Origin of the sequence: Herbiconiux daphne (assembly GCF_024979295.1) — a bacterium.
Lineage (GTDB): Bacteria > Actinomycetota > Actinomycetes > Actinomycetales > Microbacteriaceae > Herbiconiux > Herbiconiux daphnes.
Window position 1 is genome coordinate 137055 of record NZ_JANLCJ010000002.1, and the last position, 16964, is coordinate 154018.

The window sequence follows — 16964 nt, forward strand, 5'->3', positions numbered from 1 at the left end:
CGTCGGCCCCGCCCGATAGTCTTAGACGAGACCACCGACGAGGCGACAGCACCCGAGACACCGAAAGCACCCGAGACACGATGAGCCCCGAAACACCCGAGCAGCAGGAAGTGCTCATCGTCACGGGCATGTCCGGCGCGGGTCGCTCCACGGTGGCGAACGCGCTCGAAGACCTCGGCTGGTACGTCGTCGACAACCTGCCGCCGCAGATGCTGCGGCCGCTGGTCGACCTCGCCGAGCACGCCGGCTCGACCCTGCCGCGCATCGCCGCCGTGGTCGATGTGCGCGGACGCGACTTCTTCTCCGATCTGCAAGACATCATCCAGGCGCTCCGAGGCGGAACCCAGCTGCGGGTCGTGTTTCTCGAGGCCACCGATCAGGCGCTCGTGCGCCGGTTCGAGCAGGTTCGCCGGCCGCACCCGCTGCAGGGCAACGGCACCCTGCTCGACGGCATCGGCGCGGAGCGCGCGCGGCTCAGCCCCATCCGCGAGTCGAGCGACATCATCATCGACACGTCCGACCTCAACATCCACCAGCTCGCAACCGCGGTGCAGGAGAAGTTCTCGACCGTCGACACGGCCGGCGTGCAGGTGACGGTGATGAGCTTCGGCTTCAAGTACGGCGCGCCGACCGATGCCGATGGCATCGCCGACGCCCGGTTCCTGCCCAACCCGTTCTGGGTGCCGGAGTTGCGGGCGCACACCGGACTCGACGCCGACGTCAGCGACTACGTGCTCGGTCAGTCCGGGGCGAAGGAATTCGTCGAGGCCTATGCCAAGGCGCTCGAACCCGTTCTCGCGGGGTATCAGCGAGAGAACAAGAGACATGCGACGATCGCGATCGGATGCACCGGTGGAAAGCACCGCTCCGTCGCGATCGCCCGCGAGCTCGCCGACCACATCGGCCGATTTCCCGGCGTGGTCGTCAACGTCAAGCACCGCGACCTCGGTCGCGAGTGATCGGCGGCACCGGTCGCGGGGCAGGTCTGCCCGCCGGCCGGTGAACTGCAGGTGAATCATCGAAGAGAAGTAGAAGAAGGTTTCCATATTGGCTCTCACCGCCGACGTCAAAGACGAGCTGACCCGCGTCACGGTCAGTAAGACGACCGTTCGGGCCGCCGAGCTCGCAACCATCCTCCGGTTCGCCGGGGGACTGCACCTCATCTCGTCGCGCATCGCGATCGAGGCCGAGCTCGACACCCCCGACATCGTGAAGCGCGTGCTGCGCGACCTCGCAGAGCTCTACGGGGTCAAGGGCGACGTGTCGATGGTCGCGGCATCCGGGGCCCGGCGGGAGGGCTACTACCTCGTGCGCGTGCTCGACGGCGGCGAGACCCTGGCCCGCCAGACCGGCCTGCTCGACGCCCGGCGACGCCCCATCCGCGGCCTGCCGAACCGGCTGACCACGGGCGGCCGCGACGACCTCGCCGCCGTGTGGCGGGGAGCGTTCCTCGCCAGCGGCTCGCTCACCGACCCCGGCCGCTCGGCGGCGCTCGAGATCACGTGCCCGGGCAACGAGGCCGCGATGGCCCTGGTCGGCGCGGCATCCCGCCTCGGCGTCTCGACCAAGGCGCGGGAGGTGCGCGGCGTTCACCGCGTCGTCATCCGCGACGGAGAGGCCATCGCCGCGATGCTCTCCGTCATGGGCGCGACCGAGACCGTGAAGAAGTGGGAGGAGATGCGTCAGCGGCGCGAGGTGCGCGCCACCGCCAACCGGCTCGTCAACTTCGACGACGCCAACCTGCGCCGCTCGGCCCAGGCGGCCGTCGCGGCGTGCGCCCGGGTGGAGCGCGCGATGGAGATCCTCGGCGACGACATCCCCGACCACTTGAAATACGCCGGCGAGCTCCGCCTGGCCCACCGCGACTCGAGCCTCGACGAGCTCGGCCACCACGCCGACCCGCCGATGACCAAAGACGCGATCGCCGGGCGCATCCGCCGGCTGCTCGCGATGGCCGACAAGCAGGCCACCGATCTCGGAATTCCGGGCACGGAGGCCAATCTTCCGCCCGACCTCGACGACTGACGACGTCGCCAATCGCAATAGACTGAAAGAGTCACTCAACAGCCGCCGCGAATCAGGTCGGCGGCGTCAAACACGAGGAGATCATCAATGGCTGAGTACACTCTGCCTGAGCTGCCGTACGACTACGCCGCGCTCGAGCCCCACATCAGCGGCAAGATCATGCAGCTGCACCACGACAAGCACCATGCCACCTACGTCGCGGGCGCCAACACCGCTCTCGCCTCGCTCGCCGCAGCCCGTGAGGCCGGCGATCTCGCCAACGTCAACAAGCTCGAGAAAGACCTCGCCTTCAACCTCGGCGGTCACGTCAACCACTCGGTGTTCTGGACGAACCTGACCCCCGACTCCCAGACCCCCGAGGGCGAGCTGGCGGCCGCCATCGACGACGCCTTCGGGTCGTTCGAGAAGTTCCAGGCGCACTTCACCGCCGTCGCGCTCGGCGTGCAGGGCTCCGGCTGGGCCGTGCTCGGCTGGGACGTCATCGGCCAGCAGCTCACCGTGTTCCAGCTGTTCGACCAGCAGGGCAACGTGCCGTTCGGCGTCGTTCCGCTGTTCATGCTCGACGTCTGGGAGCACGCCTACTACCTCGACTACCTCAACGTGCGTGCCGACTACATCAAGGCCGTCTGGAACATCGCCAACTGGGCGAACGTCGCCGAGCGCCTCAGCGCCGCCCGTGAGAAGACCGCGGGCCTGCTGATACTGTCTTAGCGACGCAGGATCCGGCGGGGCCGGCTCACGTGCCGGCCCCGCCCTCCTTCTCCACCGCTACCCACCACTCTGCCCACCCGGGCCCCAGCAACAGGAGCAATTCGTGTCTGTAAAGATCGGCATCAACGGCTTCGGCCGCATCGGTCGCAACTTCTTCCGCGCCGCCCTCGCGAAGGGAAGTGACCTCGAGATCGTCGCGGTCAACGACCTGACCGACAACAAGGCGCTCGCTCACCTGCTCAAGTACGACTCCATCACGGGTCGCCTTGACGCCAAGGTCGAGCTCGACGGCGACAAGATCGTCGTCAACGGCAAGCCGATCATCGTGCTCGCCGAGCGCAACCCCGCCGACCTGCCCTGGGGCGAGCTGGGCGTCGACATCGTCATCGAGTCGACCGGCCGCTTCACCAAGAGCGACGACGCCCGTCAGCACATCACCGCCGGCGCCAAGAAGGTCATCGTCTCGGCGCCCGCCACCGGCAGCGACGTCGCCACGCTGGTGCTCGGTGTGAACGAGGGCACCTACGACCCCGCCATCCACGACATCATCTCGAACGCCTCCTGCACCACGAACTGCCTCGCGCCGCTCGCCAAGGTGCTGCTCGACAACTTCGGCATCGAGCGCGGCCTCATGACGACGGTGCACGCCTACACCGCCGACCAGAACCTGCAGGACGGCCCGCACAGCGACCTGCGCCGTGCCCGCGCCGCCGCGATCAACATCATCCCGACCTCCACCGGTGCGGCCAAGGCCCTCGGCCTCGTCATCCCCGAGCTGGTCGGCAAGCTCGACGGCTACGCGCTGCGCGTTCCGGTTCCGACCGGTTCGATCACCGACCTCACGGTCGAGCTGACCAACCCGGCCTCGGTCGAGCAGATCAACGAGGCCTACAAGAACGCCGCGAACGGCGAGCTCAAGGGCATCCTGAGCTACACCGAAGACCCGATCGTGTCGAGCGACATCGTCTCCGACCCGCACTCGTCGATCTTCGACGCCGGCCTCACCAAGGTGATCGGCAACCAGGTCAAGGTCGCCTCGTGGTACGACAACGAGTGGGGCTACTCCAACCGTCTCGTCGACATCACCGAGTACGTCGCCGACCGGCTGTAACCGAACCCTGAAAGCGAATCCGTGACGCTCCGCACTCTCGACTCCCTCGGATCGCTCGCCGGCAAGCGCGTCATCGTGCGGTGTGACCTCAACGTTCCTGTGAAGGACGGGGTCATCACCGACGATGGGCGCGTGCGCGCGAGCCTGCCCACCCTGAACGCACTGCTGAACGCCGGAGCGAAGGTCGTGGTGGTGAGCCACCTCGGCCGCCCCGACGGCGCTCCCGACGCCAAGTACACCTTGGAGCCGGTGGCCCAGCGCCTCAGCGAGCTGCTCGGCAAGCCGGTCGTGTTCGCGCACGACACGGTGGGCGAGGCGGCCGAGGAGGCCGTCTCGGGTCTCGACGACGGCGACATCGCCCTGCTCGAGAACCTGCGCTTCAACGCGGGGGAGACGAGCAAAGACGATGCGGAGCGTCGCGGTTTCGCCGAGAAGCTGGCCGCCTTCGGCGACGCCTTCGTCTCCGACGGCTTCGGCGTCGTGCACCGCAAGCAGGCGAGCGTCTACGACCTCGCCGAACTGCTGCCGAGCGCTGCCGGTCTGCTCATCCAGACCGAGCTCGAGGTGCTCGACAAGCTCACCGAGAACCCCGATCGCCCCTACACCGTGGTGCTCGGCGGATCGAAGGTCTCCGACAAGCTCGGCGTCATCGGGCACCTGCTGCCGCGCGTGAACACCTTGCTCATCGGCGGCGGCATGCTCTTCACCTTCCTCAAGGCCCAGGGTCACGCCGTGGGCTCGAGCCTTCTCGAGGAAGACCAGCTCGACACCGTGCGCGGTTACCTTGCGAAGGCCGACGAACTCGGCGTCACGATCGTGCTGCCGACGGATGTCGTGGTCGCATCGAAGTTCGGAGCCGACGCCGACATCGTCACCACGAGCGCCGACGCCATCGAGGACACCCCCTTCGGGGCATCCGGACTCGGCCTCGACATCGGGCCTGAGACGGCGGCCACCTTCGCCTCGATCATCGAGTCGTCGAAGACCGTGTTCTGGAACGGCCCGATGGGCGTGTTCGAGCTGGCGCCCTTCGCGGCGGGCACCAAGGCCGTGGCCGAGGCCCTCACCCATGTCGACGGCCTCGGTGTCGTCGGCGGTGGAGACTCCGCGGCGGCCGTGCGCGCGCTCGGCTTCTCCGACGACCAGTTCGGTCACATCTCAACCGGAGGCGGTGCCAGTCTCGAGTTCCTCGAGGGCAAGCGTCTCCCCGGCCTGGAGGTCCTCGGATGGTCCTGAAGCGCACCCCGCTCATCGCGGGCAACTGGAAGATGAACCTCGACCACCTGCAGGCGATCGCCTTCGTGCAGAAGCTCGCCTGGTCGCTCAGCGATGCGAAGCACGACTTCAGTACCGTCGAGGTCGCGATCTTCCCGCCGTTCACCGACCTCCGCTCGGTGCAGACGCTCGTCTCGGCCGACAAGCTCGAGATCGCGTACGGCGGCCAGGATGTCTCGGCGCACGACTCCGGCGCCTACACCGGCGAGATCTCGGGCCAGTTCCTCTCACAGCTCGACTGCGGTTACGTCATCGTCGGGCACTCCGAACGGCGCACGCTGCACGGCGAGACCGACGAGGATGTCGCGGCGAAGGTCAAAGCGGCGATCAAGCACGGCCTCGTGCCGATCATCTGCGTCGGCGAGACCGCCGACGACCTCGAGAAGCACGGGCAGAGCGCCGTTCCGGTGGCTCAGTTGAAGGTGGCCCTCGAGGGTCTGAAGGCGGACGCCGATGTCGTGGTCGCCTACGAGCCGGTGTGGGCCATCGGTTCGGGGCAGGCGGCGACGCCCGAGCAGGCCGAGACCGTCGGTGCGGCCCTGCGCGCGGTCGTGGCCGAGAGCCTCAGCGCCGACGCGGCGGCCGCGACGCGCATCCTCTACGGCGGATCGGTGAATTCGGGCAACATCGCGGGCTTCATGCGCGAGCCGAACGTCGACGGCGCGCTGGTGGGCGGAGCGAGCCTCGACATCGCCGAGTTCGCCGCGATCGTGCGCTACCAGAAGCACGTCGGCGTCTGAAAATCCGGCCACGGGTTATACTTACCTGTGGTCTCGGGGGAGCGATCCGGCTCTCCCGCGTGTGAAAGGCAAGTAGTGCAAATCCTTCAGGTCATCCTCCAGGTGGTTCTCGGCATCACGAGCCTGCTGCTGACCCTTCTCATCCTTCTGCACAAGGGCCGCGGTGGCGGTCTCTCCGACATGTTCGGAGGCGGCGTCACCTCGAACCTCGGCGCCTCGGGGGTCGCCGAGCGCAACCTCAACCGCATCACCGTCATCCTGGGCTTGGTCTGGGTCGGAAGCATCGTCGTGCTCGGCCTCATCACCAAGTTCGAATCAGGCATTTAGGAGCACAGAACATGGCATCAGGAGGTAGCGCGATCCGAGGATCGCGCGTGGGCGCGGGCCCGATGGGCGAACAGGATCGCGGGTTCCATGCGGAGCGCATCCAGGTCTCCTACTGGGACGCCCTGGGCAACGAGACCGTTCGCTACTTCGCGGCCAACCTGCCCGACGAGGAGATCCCCGAGACCATCGACTGCCCCACCTCGGGGCTGCCGGCCGGTCGCGACAAAGAGAACCCGCCGTCGGTGGCGAAGCTCGAGCCCTACAAGACCCACCTCGCCTACGTGAAAGAGCGCCGCACCGAGAAAGAGGCCGAGCAGCTTCTCGAAGACGCCCTCCAGCAGTTGCGCGAGCGCCGCGGCACGGTCAACTCGAAGTAGCGCCCGCCGTCGATCAGATTCGTCTGAAACCAGAAAGGGAGCCTCACAATGACGTGGGGCTCCCTTTCTGCTGTCACGGCAGCTCTCAGCGCAGCGATAGTCAGTACGACGGCGCGATGAGCGACTGCGGCACCTCGGCCGCCGCCTCGCGGTCGACGAAGAACACGGTGCGCTTGCGCCCCTCGGCTCCCGCGACCGGCACCTCGTCGATGCTCGCGCCCGCGAGGGCCAGCCCCAGCGCGGAGGCCTTGTCGGCACCCGCGAGCACCATCCAGATGCGGTCGGCCGACTGGATGACGGGCAGCGTCAGCGTCAGGCGCAGGGGAGGAGGCTTGGGCGAGTTGCGCACCGGCACGACGGTCGCGTCAGTGATGCGGATCTCATCGTGTCCGGGGAACAGCGAGGCGATGTGGCCGTCGGGGCCGACCCCGAGGAACATGATGTCGAAGCGCGGGTAGTCCGCGCCATCCGGTGCCGCCTCGGCCAGCTCGCGGGCGTAGCTGCGAGCGGCCTCGTCGATGTCGGCGATCTCGTCTGACGCCGGAAAGGCGTGCACCCGCGACTCGTCGACCGGGATGTGGTCGAGCAGCGCCTCGCGCGCCTGCAGGTCGTTGCGGTCGGGGTCGCCCTTCGGCACGAACCGCTCGTCGCCCCACCAGAAGTTGATGCGCGACCAGTCGATGGTGTCGGATGCCGGTGACGCCTTGATCGCCGCGAGCACCGCGCTCCCCATGGTGCCACCGGTCAACACGATGTTGGCCTCCTCGAACTCGTCGAGGATGTCGATCACCTTCGTGATGAACCGGGCGGCGACGGAGCCGGCCAGCGACTCCTTGTCGGGGTGGACGAGAACACGGCGATCAGTTGTCATAGGGCTACACCTTCACTCGTCACGCTGCGTCGCCAGCGAGGCCTTCGTTCTTCTCCAGCAATTCGACCAGACCTTGGGAGATGACTTCACCATACAGGTCATCAGGGTCGAGCCGACGCAGCTCCTCCGCCAGGCAATCGCGCAGGTTGCGGCGGGGCAGCGAGAGGTCGTGGGTGGGCTGATTCGGCTGGCTCAACCGCGCCACGTTGGGCACCTCGCGCACCAGTTCGATCGGTCCGCTCTCCCGGGTGAGAATCACGCCGTGGATGCCGCTCGAGCCGTTCGCGCGCGGCGAGAGGCCGTATTGCACCGGCACCTTGAGCTGGTGCCGCAACCACGCCGCCAGCAGCAGCGTCGAGGGGGAGTCGGATGCCCCGGAGACCTCGATCGCGGTGACCGGCTCGTAGGGCGGCTGGTCGAGCACGGCGGCGAGCTGCGCCCGCCACAGGGTGAGCCGCGTCCACGCGAAGTCGGTGTCGCCCGGGGCGTACGACTTCGAGCGGCTGAGCAGCGCCTCATAGGGGTTGAGCTGGTTCGACGAGTCGGTGATGCGCCGGGTGGCGATGCGGCCGAGGCTCGAGCTGGAGACGTCCTCCGGCGCCGTTCCCGGCCACCACACCACCACGGGGGCGTCGGAGAGCAGCAGGCCGGTGACCAGGCTCTCGTCGTCGCTCGCGGCGGCACCGTAGGCGCGCAGCACGATGACCTCGCTCGCTCCGGCGTCGCCGCCGACACGGATCTGGGCGTCGAGGCGCGCACCGCGGCCGGTGTTCATGCCGTCGTTCTCGTGGTCGGTCGAGACCACGATCACACGCATCGGATGCTCGCGCGAGGCGTCGTTCGCCGCCTCGATCGCGTCTTCTTCTTCACCGAGGGTGGTGACGATCACGAGGGTCAGCACGCGACCGAGGGCCACGGCGCCGCCCTCCTCGCGGATCTTCACGAGCGACTTCGAGATCTTGCTCGTGTTGGTGTCAGGCAGGTCGACGATCACGGGCGTCTCCAGGTTCTTCCGTCGCGGGCCAGGAGTTCGTCAGCCGAACTCGGCCCCCAGGTTCCGGGGCGGTACTGCTCGGGCTGACCCAGCGTGGTCCAGTACTCTTCGATCGGGTCGAGGATCTTCCACGACAACTCGACCTCTTTCTGACGCGGGAACAGCGGCGGGTCGCCGAGCAGCACGTCGAGGATGAGTCGCTCGTAGGCTTCAGGGCTCGCTTCGGTGAAGGCGTGCCCGTAGCCGAAGTCCATGGTGACGTCGCGCACCTGCACGCCGGCACCCGGCACCTTCGAGCCGAAGCGGATGGTCACACCCTCGTCGGGCTGCACCCGGATGACCAGGGCGTTCTGCCCGAGCTCCGAGGTCTGGCTCTCGGCGAAGAGATACTGCGGTGCGCGCTTGAACACAACCGCGATCTCGGTGACCCGGCGACCGAGGCGTTTGCCGGCCCGCAGATAGAACGGCACGCCCGACCAGCGGCGGGTGCCCACGTCGAGACGCACCGCGGCGTAGGTCTCGGTGGTCGACTCCGGGTTCATGCCGTCTTCCTCGAGGAAGCCGAGAACCTTCTCGCCGCCCTGCCAGCCGCCCGAGTACTGACCTCGCGCGGTCACGGTGCTGAGGTCGTCGGGCAGCTTGACGGCCGCGAGCACCTTCTCCTTCTCGGCCCGCAGGTCTGCGGCGTCGAACGAGATCGGCTCCTCCATGGCCGTGAGGGCCATGAGCTGCAGCAGGTGGTTCTGGATGACGTCGCGCGCCGCGCCGATTCCGTCGTAGTAGCCGGCTCGGCCGCCCACCCCGATGTCTTCGGCCATCGTGATCTGCACGTGATCGACGTAGTTGGCGTTCCAGATGGGCTCGTAGAGCTGGTTGGCGAAGCGGAGGGCCAGGATGTTCTGAACCGTCTCCTTGCCGAGGTAGTGGTCGATGCGGAACACCGAGTCGGGCGGGAAGACCGACTCCACGACCTCGTTGAGCTCGATGGCGGTCTTCAGGTCGCTGCCGAACGGCTTCTCGATCACGACCCGACGCCAGTGGTCGTCGCTCTGATCGGCCAGGCCCGAACGACGCAGCTGCTCGGTGACGAGCGGGAACGCCTTCGGCGGGATCGAGAGGTAGAACGCGTAGTTGCCCATGGTGCCGCGATCGCGGTCGAGCTCGTCGATCGTCGTCTTCAGCTGCTCGAACGCCGCCTCGTCGTCGAACTCGCCCGAGACGAAGCGGATGCCCTCGGAGAGCTGACGCCAGACGTCTTCATCGAAGGGGGTGCGGGAATGCTCCTTGACGGAGTCGTGCACCACCCGCTCGAAGTCCTGGTCTTCCCAGTCGCGCCGGGCGAAGCCGACGAGCGAGAATCCAGGTGGCAGAAGGCCGCGGCTGGCGAGGTCGTAGACCGCCGGCATCAGCTTCTTGCGGGACAGGTCGCCGGTCACCCCGAAGATCACGAGGCCCGACGGCCCCGCGATCCGGTTCAGACGGCGGTCGGTCGGCAGCCTGAGCGGGTTGTACTCCGGCGTTATCTCAACGGGAGGCATTGGACTCCTAGGGGGTGAGGTGCCGATCAGCGCAGGGCGCTGAACAGCGTCGGCACGTCGTTTGCGGCGTCGGTCAGATTGAGTCGGAGAACGGGTCGCCCGTGCTCCGCGAGCACACCGGCGTCGCCGGCGGCCTGCGCTTGGATGAGCTGCCCGAAGGTGAAGGGGCGGTCGGGAATGGCGAGGTCGTCGACCGTGTCGGCCGTGATCTGCAGGAACACTCCCGTCGCGGGGCCGCCCTTGTGGTACTGCCCGGTCGAGTGCAGGAACCGCGGACCCCAGCCGAAGGTCACCGGACGACCCGATCGCGCCGCGAGCAGGTCGCGGAGGTCGGCGAGCTCGGGCAGGGCCAGGCGGTCGACATAGGCCATGACCGCGACGTAGCCGTCGGCGGGCAGCTGCGCGAGCAGGGCGTCGACCGCTCCGGCCAGCGTGCCGGCGGCCGAGACGACGTCGGCGGTTCCGCGCACCTCGATGCCGCCCTCGACGAACGAGGGAGCGACGGGCTCGGGGCGGTCGTCGAGCAGGCCCCGGGCGGCGGCCTTCGCCGACTCCACGTCGGGCTGGTCGAAGGGGTCGATGCCGAGCAGGCGGCCGGCCACGGCGATGGCGTACTCCCAGGTGAGGATGAGTGCGCCCAGCGAGCCGCTGATCAGCACCTCGCCCGGGTGGCGCTCACGCAGGTGGAACGCACCCGCATCGCCGACGAGTCGCACGATCTGCACGTCGGGCAGGTTCTCGGTGAGCTCGGGCGACTCGAGGTCGAGCACCACCGGCAGCAGGCCCTTGCCGCTCTTGCCGGTCGACTCGGCGATCAGCTGTTCGGCCCAGTCGGCGAACCCGACGACGTGGGTGCCGTCGGAGACGATGCCCGTCTTGTCGCGCAACGGCTGGGTGCCGGCGAGAGCAGCGCCCAGGATGAGTCCGACGTTGTCGGCGCCGTCTTCGGCCAGGTTGAGCGAGAACGCGTCGGCCTCGTCGAGCAGCTCGCCGATGTCCGCACCCGCGAGCCCCGAGGGCACGAGACCGAAGGCGGTGAGGGCCGAGTAGCGGCCGCCCACGTTCGGATCGGCCAGGAACACGCGGTAGCCGGCATCCGTCGCCAGCTTCTGCAACGGCGAACCCGGGTCGGTCACGATCACGATGCGCTCGGCCGGGTCGATGCCCGCCGCGCGGAAGGCGCTCTCGTAGGCGCGACGCTGGCTGTCGGTCTCGAGCGTGCCGCCCGACTTCGACGAGGCGATGAGCACCGTGGTCTCGAGCCGGTCGGCGAGGGCCGAGCGGATCTGCTCTGGCGCCGTGGAGTCGAGGATGGTCAGCTCGACGCCCAGCGTCTTCGTGATCACCTCGGGTGCGAGCGACGAACCGCCCATGCCGGCCAGCACGAAGTTGTCGATTCCCGACTCGACGAACAGCGCGCGCAGGTCGGCGATCTGCTGCACGAGGGGCCGCGAGATCGCGACCGCCTCGGTCCAGCCCAGTCGCTTCGAGGCCTCGGCCTCGGCGTCAGCGCCCCAGAGTGCGGGGTCTTGCGCCGTGATGCCCGAGGCCACCAGGTCGGCGACCAGTTGAGGAACGTGCCTTTCGACCGCCGCCTTGGCGTCGCCCGAGACGTGGATCGAAACGGTCATTTCGCTTCTTCGAGCGCCGCGGTGACGGTGTCGAGGAGTTCGTTCCAGGAGACGATGAACTTCTCGACGCCCTCTTTCTCGAGCAGCTCGGTGACCTCGGCGTAGGAGATGCCGAGGGCTCCGATGGCGTCGAGCACCTTGTTGGCCTCGAGGTAGGAGCCGTCGATGGTGTTGCCGCGGATCTTGCCGTGGTCGAACGTGGCGTCGAGGGTCTTCTCGGGCATCGTGTTGACGACCTCGGGGGCGGCCAGCTCGACCACGTAGGTGGTGTCGGGCACGCTCGGGTCTTTCACGCCGGTCGAGGCCCAGAGCGGGCGCTGCTTGTTGGCGCCGACGCCCTGGAGGTACTTCGCGCGCTCGGTGTCGAAGGCCTGCTCGTAGACCTCGTAGGCCAGCTGGGCGTTCGCCACGCCCGCCTTGCTCTTCAGCGCGAGGGCCTCGTCGGTGCCGATGGCCACGAGGCGCTTGTCGATCTCGGTGTCGACGCGCGACACGAAGAACGAGGCGACGGAGTGGATCTTCGACAGATCGAGGCCGGCCTCCTTGGCCTTCTCGAGGCCGGTGAGGTAGGCGTTGATGACGTCGCGGTAGCGCTCGAGCGAGAAGATCAGCGTCACGTTCACCGAGATGCCGGCGGCGATGGTCTCGGTGATGGCCTCGAGGCCCTCGACCGTCGCGGGGATCTTGATCAGCACGTTCTCGCGGTCGACCTTGGCGTAGAGCGCCTTGGCCTGCTCGATCGTGCCCTGCGCGTCGTGCGCGAGGCCGGGCTCGACCTCGATCGAGACGCGGCCGTCGAAACCGGCCGTCGCGTCGTAGATCGGCTTGAAGATGTCGCTGGCGGCAGCGACGTCGTCGGTGGTGATCTCGAACACGGCGGTCGTGACATCCGTGTTCGCCTTGGCGAGCACCGAGACCTGCTCGGCGTAGCTCTCGCCCTTGGCGAGGGCGGCGGCGAAGATGGTCGGGTTGGTGGTGACGCCGACGACGTTCTTCTCGTCGATCAGCTTCTGCAAGCCGCCGGACGAGATGCGCTCGCGCGACAGGTCGTCGAGCCAGATGCTGACGCCGACGTCGGAGAGCTGCTGGGTGGGAGTTGATTCAGTCATTTCAGTCTTCTATCTCTTGTATGCCGGGCGCGTTTGGGTCGACGACTCAGAGGGCGGCCAGCGACGTCTTCGCGGCTTCGACGGCGGCTTCGGTCGTGATGCCGAACTCGCGGAACAGGGTCTTGTAGTCGGCCGAGGCGCCGAAGTGCTCGATCGACACGCTGCGACCGGCGTCGCCGACGTACCGGCGCCAGCCCATGGCGATCCCGGCCTCGATCGACACGCGGGCCTTCACGGCTGCCGGCAGCACCGACTCCTTGTATTCGTCGGTCTGCTCCTCGAACCATTCCAGGCTCGGGGCCGATACCACGCGGGCATTGATGCCTTCTTCTTTCAGGATGGCTCGCGCTTCGACGGCGAGCTGCACCTCGGAACCGGTGGCGATGAAGATCACGTCGGGGGTTCCGTTGGGTGCTTCTGCGAGAACGTAGGCGCCCTTCGAAACATTCCGGGCCGACGCGAACACCTCACCGGATGCCTCGCCGTCGCCGCGCTCGAACACCGGGATGTTCTGACGGGTCAACGCGATGCCGGCCGGGTTGTGGTGACGGCCGAGAATCGTGAGCCAGGCCTGAGCGACCTCGTTGGCGTCGGCTGGACGCACGACGTCGAGCCCCGGGATGGCCCGCAGCGCGGTGAGCTGCTCGACCGGCTGGTGGGTGGGGCCGTCTTCACCGAGGGCGACGGAGTCATGGGTCCAGACGAAGACCGAGGGAACCTTCATCAGGGCGGCCAGACGCACCGCCGGGCGCATGTAGTCGCTGAAGATGAGGAAGGTGCCGCCGAACGGGCGGGTCTTGCCGTGCAGCACGATGCCGTTCAGGATGGCGCCCATCGCGTGCTCGCGGATGCCGAAGTGCAGCACGCGACCGTAGGGGTTGCCCGACCACTCGTGCGTGGAGTGCTCGGTGGGCACGAACGACGCGGCCGACTCGATGGTGGTGTTGTTCGACTCGGCGAGGTCGGCCGAGCCGCCCCAGAACTCGGGCAGCACGGGGGCGAGGGCGTTGATGACCTTGCCCGAGGCGGCGCGGGTCGAGACGTCTTTGCCGGCCTCGAACACGGGCACCGACGACTCGAGGTCGTCTGGCAGCTCGCCGGCCTCGAGCCGGTCGAGCAGCGCCTTGCGCTCGGGGTTGGCCTCGGCCCAGGCGTCGAAGCCCTTCTGCCACTCGGCGCGCAGCTCGGCGCCGCGCGCGACGGCGCCGCGGGTGTGCTCGAGCACGTCGGCGTCGACCTCGAAGGTCTTCTCGGGGTCGAAGCCGAGAACCTCCTTGAGACCCTTTATCTCGTCGGCGCCGAGAGCCGATCCGTGGATCTTGCCGGTGTTCTGCTTCTTCGGGCTCGGCCACCCGATGATGGTCTTGAGGATGATGAGCGACGGCTTGCTCGTCTCGGCCTTGGCGGCCTCGATCGCGTCGTTGAGGGCCTGCACGTCTTCGACGTAGAGACCGGTCTTCTTCCAGTCGACCACCTGCACCTGCCAGTGGTAGGCCTCGTAGCGGGCCTTCACGTCTTCGGTGAAGGCGATGTTGGTGTCGTCTTCGATCGAGATCTGGTTGGAGTCGTAGATGGCGATCAGGTTGCCGAGCTGCTGGTGGCCGGCGAGGGAGGAGGCCTCGCTCGTGATGCCCTCTTCGAGGTCGCCGTCGCCCGCGATCACGTAGATGTGGTGGTCGAACGGGCTGGTGCCGGCATCCGCGTCGGGGTCGAACAGGCCGCGCTCGAAACGCTGGGCATAGGCGAAGCCGACGGCCGACGAGAGGCCCTGGCCGAGCGGGCCGGTGGTGATCTCGACGCCGTCGGTGTGGCCGTACTCCGGGTGGCCGGGCGTCAGCGAACCCCAGGTGCGGAGCGCCTTGAGGTCGTCGAGCTCGAGGCCGTAACCGCCGAGGTAGAGCTGGATGTACTGGGTGAGCGACGAGTGGCCGACCGAGAGGATGAAGCGGTCGCGGCCGAGCCAGTGCTGGTCGGTGGGGTCTTTGCGCATGACCTTCTGGAAGAGCAGGTAAGCGGCGGGGGCCAGGCTGATCGCGGTGCCCGGATGCCCGTTTCCGACTTTCTCGACGGCGTCTGCCGCGAGGATCTTCACTGTCTTCACTGCTTTGTCGTCAATGGGTTCCCATTGGAGTGTCGCCACGAGGTATATGACCCTTCTCGATTGCGGTCCGTGAGCACGGAATCGTCCTCATCAATCATATCGACGCCGCAAGGGACGCCGGTCGCCATCGCCTAGACTTACGTCGGGGATTGACAAGCGGGACAGGTTAGAGGAGCGATGGACGTGGTGGTTGACGGCCTGGTGGAGCATCGGCGAATCAGCCCGCTCGACAAGGTCAAGGCGTACTTCGCCCTCACCAAACCGCGGGTGATCGAGCTTCTGCTCGTCACCACCGTGCCGGTGATGATCCTGGCGCAGGGCGGCATCCCGAACCTCTGGCTCGTGTTCGCCACCCTCATCGGCGGTGCGCTGAGCGCCGGGAGCGCGGGCGCGTTCAACTGCTACTTCGACCGCGACATCGACCGGCTGATGCACCGCACGTCGCAGCGGCCGCTCGTGACCGGCGTGCTGAGCGACCGCGAGGCGCTGGTGTTCGCCTGGACCATCGGCGTGATCTCGATCGCCTGGCTGGCCGTGTTCACCAACCTGCTGGCGGCCTCGCTCTCGCTCGTCGCCATCCTCATCTACGTGCTGCTCTACACGCTCGTGCTGAAGCGCCGCACCCCGCAGAACATCGTCTGGGGCGGCACCGCCGGCTGCATGCCGGTGCTGATCGGCTGGGCGGCCGTCACGAACTCGCTGTCGTGGGAGGCGCTGATCCTGTTCGGCATCATCTTCCTCTGGACGCCGCCGCACTACTGGCCACTGTCGATGAAGTACCGCGCCGACTACAAGACCGCCGGCGTGCCGATGCTCGCCGTGGTGCGCGGCCGCGTGGTCGTGGGCCTGCAGATCGTGCTCTACGCCTGGGCGATGGTGGCCTGCTCGCTGCTGCTCATCCCGGTGGGCCACATGGGTCTCATCTACTCGGCGACCGCGGTGATCGCCGGCGCCTGGTTCCTCTACGAGTCGCACCGGCTCTACAGCCGCTCCATCCGCGACCTCGAGATCAAGCCGATGCGCGTGTTCCACGGCTCGATCACCTACCTCACGCTGATCTTCCTCGCGGTCGCGATCGACCCCCTGCTGCCGTTCCTCCAGGTCTGACGCCGTGAAGACACCACTCGGCTGGGCCGCCGACCGCTGGACCCTGACGCCCCGAGCCCTGCGCTGGGGCACCACGGCGGCGCTCGTCGTGAGCATCCTGATCATCGTCACCGGCGGCGTCGTGCGGGTGACGGGCTCGGGGCTCGGCTGCCCCACCTGGCCGACCTGCGACGGCACGTCGATCACCACCACCCCCGAGCTCGGCCTGCACGGCTTCATCGAGTTCGCGAACCGGGCGCTCACCGGCGTCCTGATCCTCGCGGTCGGCTGGGCCATCGTGGCCGCCCGGCTGCAGAAGCCGCGCGAGCGCAGCATGACCCGCCTGGCCTGGTCGCAGTTCTGGCTCGTGGTCGCGAACGCGATCGCCGGGGGAGTGACGGTGCGCACCGACCTCAACCCGTGGGTGGTCGCGATGCACTTCTTGATGGCGGTCGCGCTGCTCACCACGACGACGCTCACCTGGCACCGTGCCCACCGCGGCCAGTCGGCGGCCGTGGCGTTCCCGCGCTTCATCGGGCCGCTCGCGTGGGCGCTCGTGGCGCTCACCGCCGTGCTCATCATCGCGGGCACGCTCGTCACCGGCACCGGACCGCACGCGGGCGACCCCGCCGACGTTCCGCGCATGCCGTTCCACTGGGAGGGCGTCACCGTTCTGCACGGGGTACTCGGCGCCTCGACCCTCGTACTGGGTGTCGTGCTCTACCTCGCACTGCTGCGGGTGCCCGGCGCCAACCTGGCCCGCCGCCGCGCCGCCACCTTCGTGGCCGTGGTGATCGTTCAGGCCGGCATCGGTCTCGCCCAGTCGCTGCTCGGTCTGCCCGAGTGGCTCGTGGTGCTGCATCTGCTCGGCTCGGCCCTGGTCTGGGTGGGCGTGCTCCGGGTGCTGCTCGACGTGCATCCGAAGCTCTTCGCCCCCGCCGCGCCCACGACGTATACAATGAAGACCGAGGAACACGCTCTTAACGCGTGAACCACTCGTCCGCCGAATCCCGAACGGCACGGCTCCTGCCCGTGAGTGCACCGGGACATCATGACGGGCAACACACA

The 16964-nt window shown here is 68.0% G+C and carries 16 protein-coding genes; 10 read left to right on the top strand and 6 right to left on the bottom strand.

The window, feature by feature from the left end:
* The first annotated feature begins 80 nt into the window (after nucleotides 1-80).
* The 8 genes from rapZ (at nucleotide 81) to N1032_RS06130 (ending at nucleotide 6566) form a co-directional block, all read left to right on the top strand.
* A complete protein-coding gene (gene rapZ / locus N1032_RS06095) occupies nucleotides 81-959 on the top strand; it encodes an RNase adapter RapZ (protein ID WP_259538117.1) in 879 nt (292 codons plus the stop codon).
* An 88-nt stretch (nucleotides 960-1047) separates the two neighbouring features.
* Complete coding sequence (gene whiA, locus N1032_RS06100; RefSeq protein ID WP_259538118.1) at nucleotides 1048-2025, top strand: DNA-binding protein WhiA; 978 nt, start codon at nucleotides 1048-1050, stop codon at nucleotides 2023-2025.
* An 87-nt stretch (nucleotides 2026-2112) separates the two neighbouring features.
* Nucleotides 2113-2736, top strand: a complete 624-nt coding sequence (locus N1032_RS06105; RefSeq protein WP_259538119.1) for a superoxide dismutase — start codon at nucleotides 2113-2115, stop codon at nucleotides 2734-2736.
* Nucleotides 2737-2839: 103 nt separating this feature from the next.
* Nucleotides 2840-3847 (top strand): type I glyceraldehyde-3-phosphate dehydrogenase, encoded by a 1008-nt coding sequence (gene gap, locus N1032_RS06110; protein ID WP_259538120.1) that lies wholly within the window; start codon nucleotides 2840-2842, stop codon nucleotides 3845-3847.
* Between the two features lie 21 nt (nucleotides 3848-3868).
* Nucleotides 3869-5083: a phosphoglycerate kinase gene (locus N1032_RS06115; protein ID WP_259538121.1), complete on the top strand. Its 1215-nt coding sequence runs from the start codon at nucleotides 3869-3871 to the stop codon at nucleotides 5081-5083.
* Entirely contained in the window at nucleotides 5074-5862 is a 789-nt protein-coding gene (tpiA, locus tag N1032_RS06120; RefSeq protein WP_259538122.1) for a triose-phosphate isomerase, read from the top strand. The genes N1032_RS06115 and tpiA overlap by 10 nt, the downstream gene beginning before the upstream one ends.
* A 75-nt stretch (nucleotides 5863-5937) precedes the next feature.
* A complete protein-coding gene (gene secG, locus N1032_RS06125; protein ID WP_259538123.1) occupies nucleotides 5938-6189 on the top strand; it encodes a preprotein translocase subunit SecG in 252 nt (83 codons plus the stop codon).
* An 11-nt stretch (nucleotides 6190-6200) separates the two neighbouring features.
* Nucleotides 6201-6566: an RNA polymerase-binding protein RbpA gene (locus tag N1032_RS06130; RefSeq protein WP_259538124.1), complete on the top strand. Its 366-nt coding sequence runs from the start codon at nucleotides 6201-6203 to the stop codon at nucleotides 6564-6566.
* Between the two features lie 100 nt (nucleotides 6567-6666).
* Here the strand turns inward: N1032_RS06130 and pgl are convergent, their stop codons facing one another.
* The 6 genes from pgl to tkt are packed head-to-tail and all read right to left on the bottom strand — an operon-like array spanning nucleotide 6667 to nucleotide 14849.
* Nucleotides 6667-7437 (bottom strand): 6-phosphogluconolactonase, encoded by a 771-nt coding sequence (pgl, locus tag N1032_RS06135; protein ID WP_259538125.1) that lies wholly within the window; start codon nucleotides 7435-7437, stop codon nucleotides 6667-6669.
* Nucleotides 7438-7456: 19 nt separating this feature from the next.
* Nucleotides 7457-8431, bottom strand: a complete 975-nt coding sequence (locus N1032_RS06140) for a glucose-6-phosphate dehydrogenase assembly protein OpcA (protein ID WP_259538126.1) — start codon at nucleotides 8429-8431, stop codon at nucleotides 7457-7459.
* Nucleotides 8428-9969, bottom strand: a complete 1542-nt coding sequence (zwf, locus tag N1032_RS06145; RefSeq protein ID WP_259538128.1) for a glucose-6-phosphate dehydrogenase — start codon at nucleotides 9967-9969, stop codon at nucleotides 8428-8430. Before zwf ends, N1032_RS06140 begins: the two co-directional genes overlap by 4 nt.
* 26 nt (nucleotides 9970-9995) lie before the next feature.
* Nucleotides 9996-11600 (bottom strand): glucose-6-phosphate isomerase, encoded by a 1605-nt coding sequence (locus tag N1032_RS06150; RefSeq protein ID WP_259538129.1) that lies wholly within the window; start codon nucleotides 11598-11600, stop codon nucleotides 9996-9998.
* Nucleotides 11597-12709, bottom strand: a complete 1113-nt coding sequence (tal, locus tag N1032_RS06155) for a transaldolase (protein WP_259538130.1) — start codon at nucleotides 12707-12709, stop codon at nucleotides 11597-11599. Before tal ends, N1032_RS06150 begins: the two co-directional genes overlap by 4 nt.
* Before the next feature lie 46 nt (nucleotides 12710-12755).
* Complete coding sequence (gene tkt / locus N1032_RS06160; RefSeq protein ID WP_259538131.1) at nucleotides 12756-14849, bottom strand: transketolase; 2094 nt, start codon at nucleotides 14847-14849, stop codon at nucleotides 12756-12758.
* Nucleotides 14850-14987: 138 nt separating this feature from the next.
* On the opposite strand from tkt, the gene N1032_RS06165 reads away from it, so the two are divergent.
* Nucleotides 14988-15917 (top strand): heme o synthase, encoded by a 930-nt coding sequence (locus N1032_RS06165; protein ID WP_259538132.1) that lies wholly within the window; start codon nucleotides 14988-14990, stop codon nucleotides 15915-15917.
* 4 nt (nucleotides 15918-15921) lie between these two features.
* Nucleotides 15922-16887, top strand: coding sequence for a COX15/CtaA family protein (locus tag N1032_RS06170; RefSeq protein WP_259538133.1), 966 nt, complete (start codon nucleotides 15922-15924; stop codon nucleotides 16885-16887).
* Nucleotides 16888-16964: the final 77 nt, after the last annotated feature.

Bases quoted from the DNA above. Each gene is read 5' to 3' on its own strand.
- N1032_RS06150 (WP_259538129.1), bottom strand. From the start codon at position 11,600: ATGACCGTTTCGATCCACGTCTCGGGCGACGCCAAGGCGGCGGTCGAA.
- N1032_RS06130 (WP_259538124.1), top strand. From the start codon at position 6,201: ATGGCATCAGGAGGTAGCGCGATCCGAGGATCGCGCGTGGGCGCGGGC.
- pgl (WP_259538125.1), bottom strand. From the start codon at position 7,437: ATGACAACTGATCGCCGTGTTCTCGTCCACCCCGACAAGGAGTCGCTG.
- N1032_RS06165 (WP_259538132.1), top strand. From the start codon at position 14,988: ATGGACGTGGTGGTTGACGGCCTGGTGGAGCATCGGCGAATCAGCCCG.
- N1032_RS06105 (WP_259538119.1), top strand. From the start codon at position 2,113: ATGGCTGAGTACACTCTGCCTGAGCTGCCGTACGACTACGCCGCGCTC.
- rapZ (WP_259538117.1), top strand. From the start codon at position 81: ATGAGCCCCGAAACACCCGAGCAGCAGGAAGTGCTCATCGTCACGGGC.
- tal (WP_259538130.1), bottom strand. From the start codon at position 12,709: ATGACTGAATCAACTCCCACCCAGCAGCTCTCCGACGTCGGCGTCAGC.
- zwf (WP_259538128.1), bottom strand. From the start codon at position 9,969: ATGCCTCCCGTTGAGATAACGCCGGAGTACAACCCGCTCAGGCTGCCG.
- tpiA (WP_259538122.1), top strand. From the start codon at position 5,074: ATGGTCCTGAAGCGCACCCCGCTCATCGCGGGCAACTGGAAGATGAAC.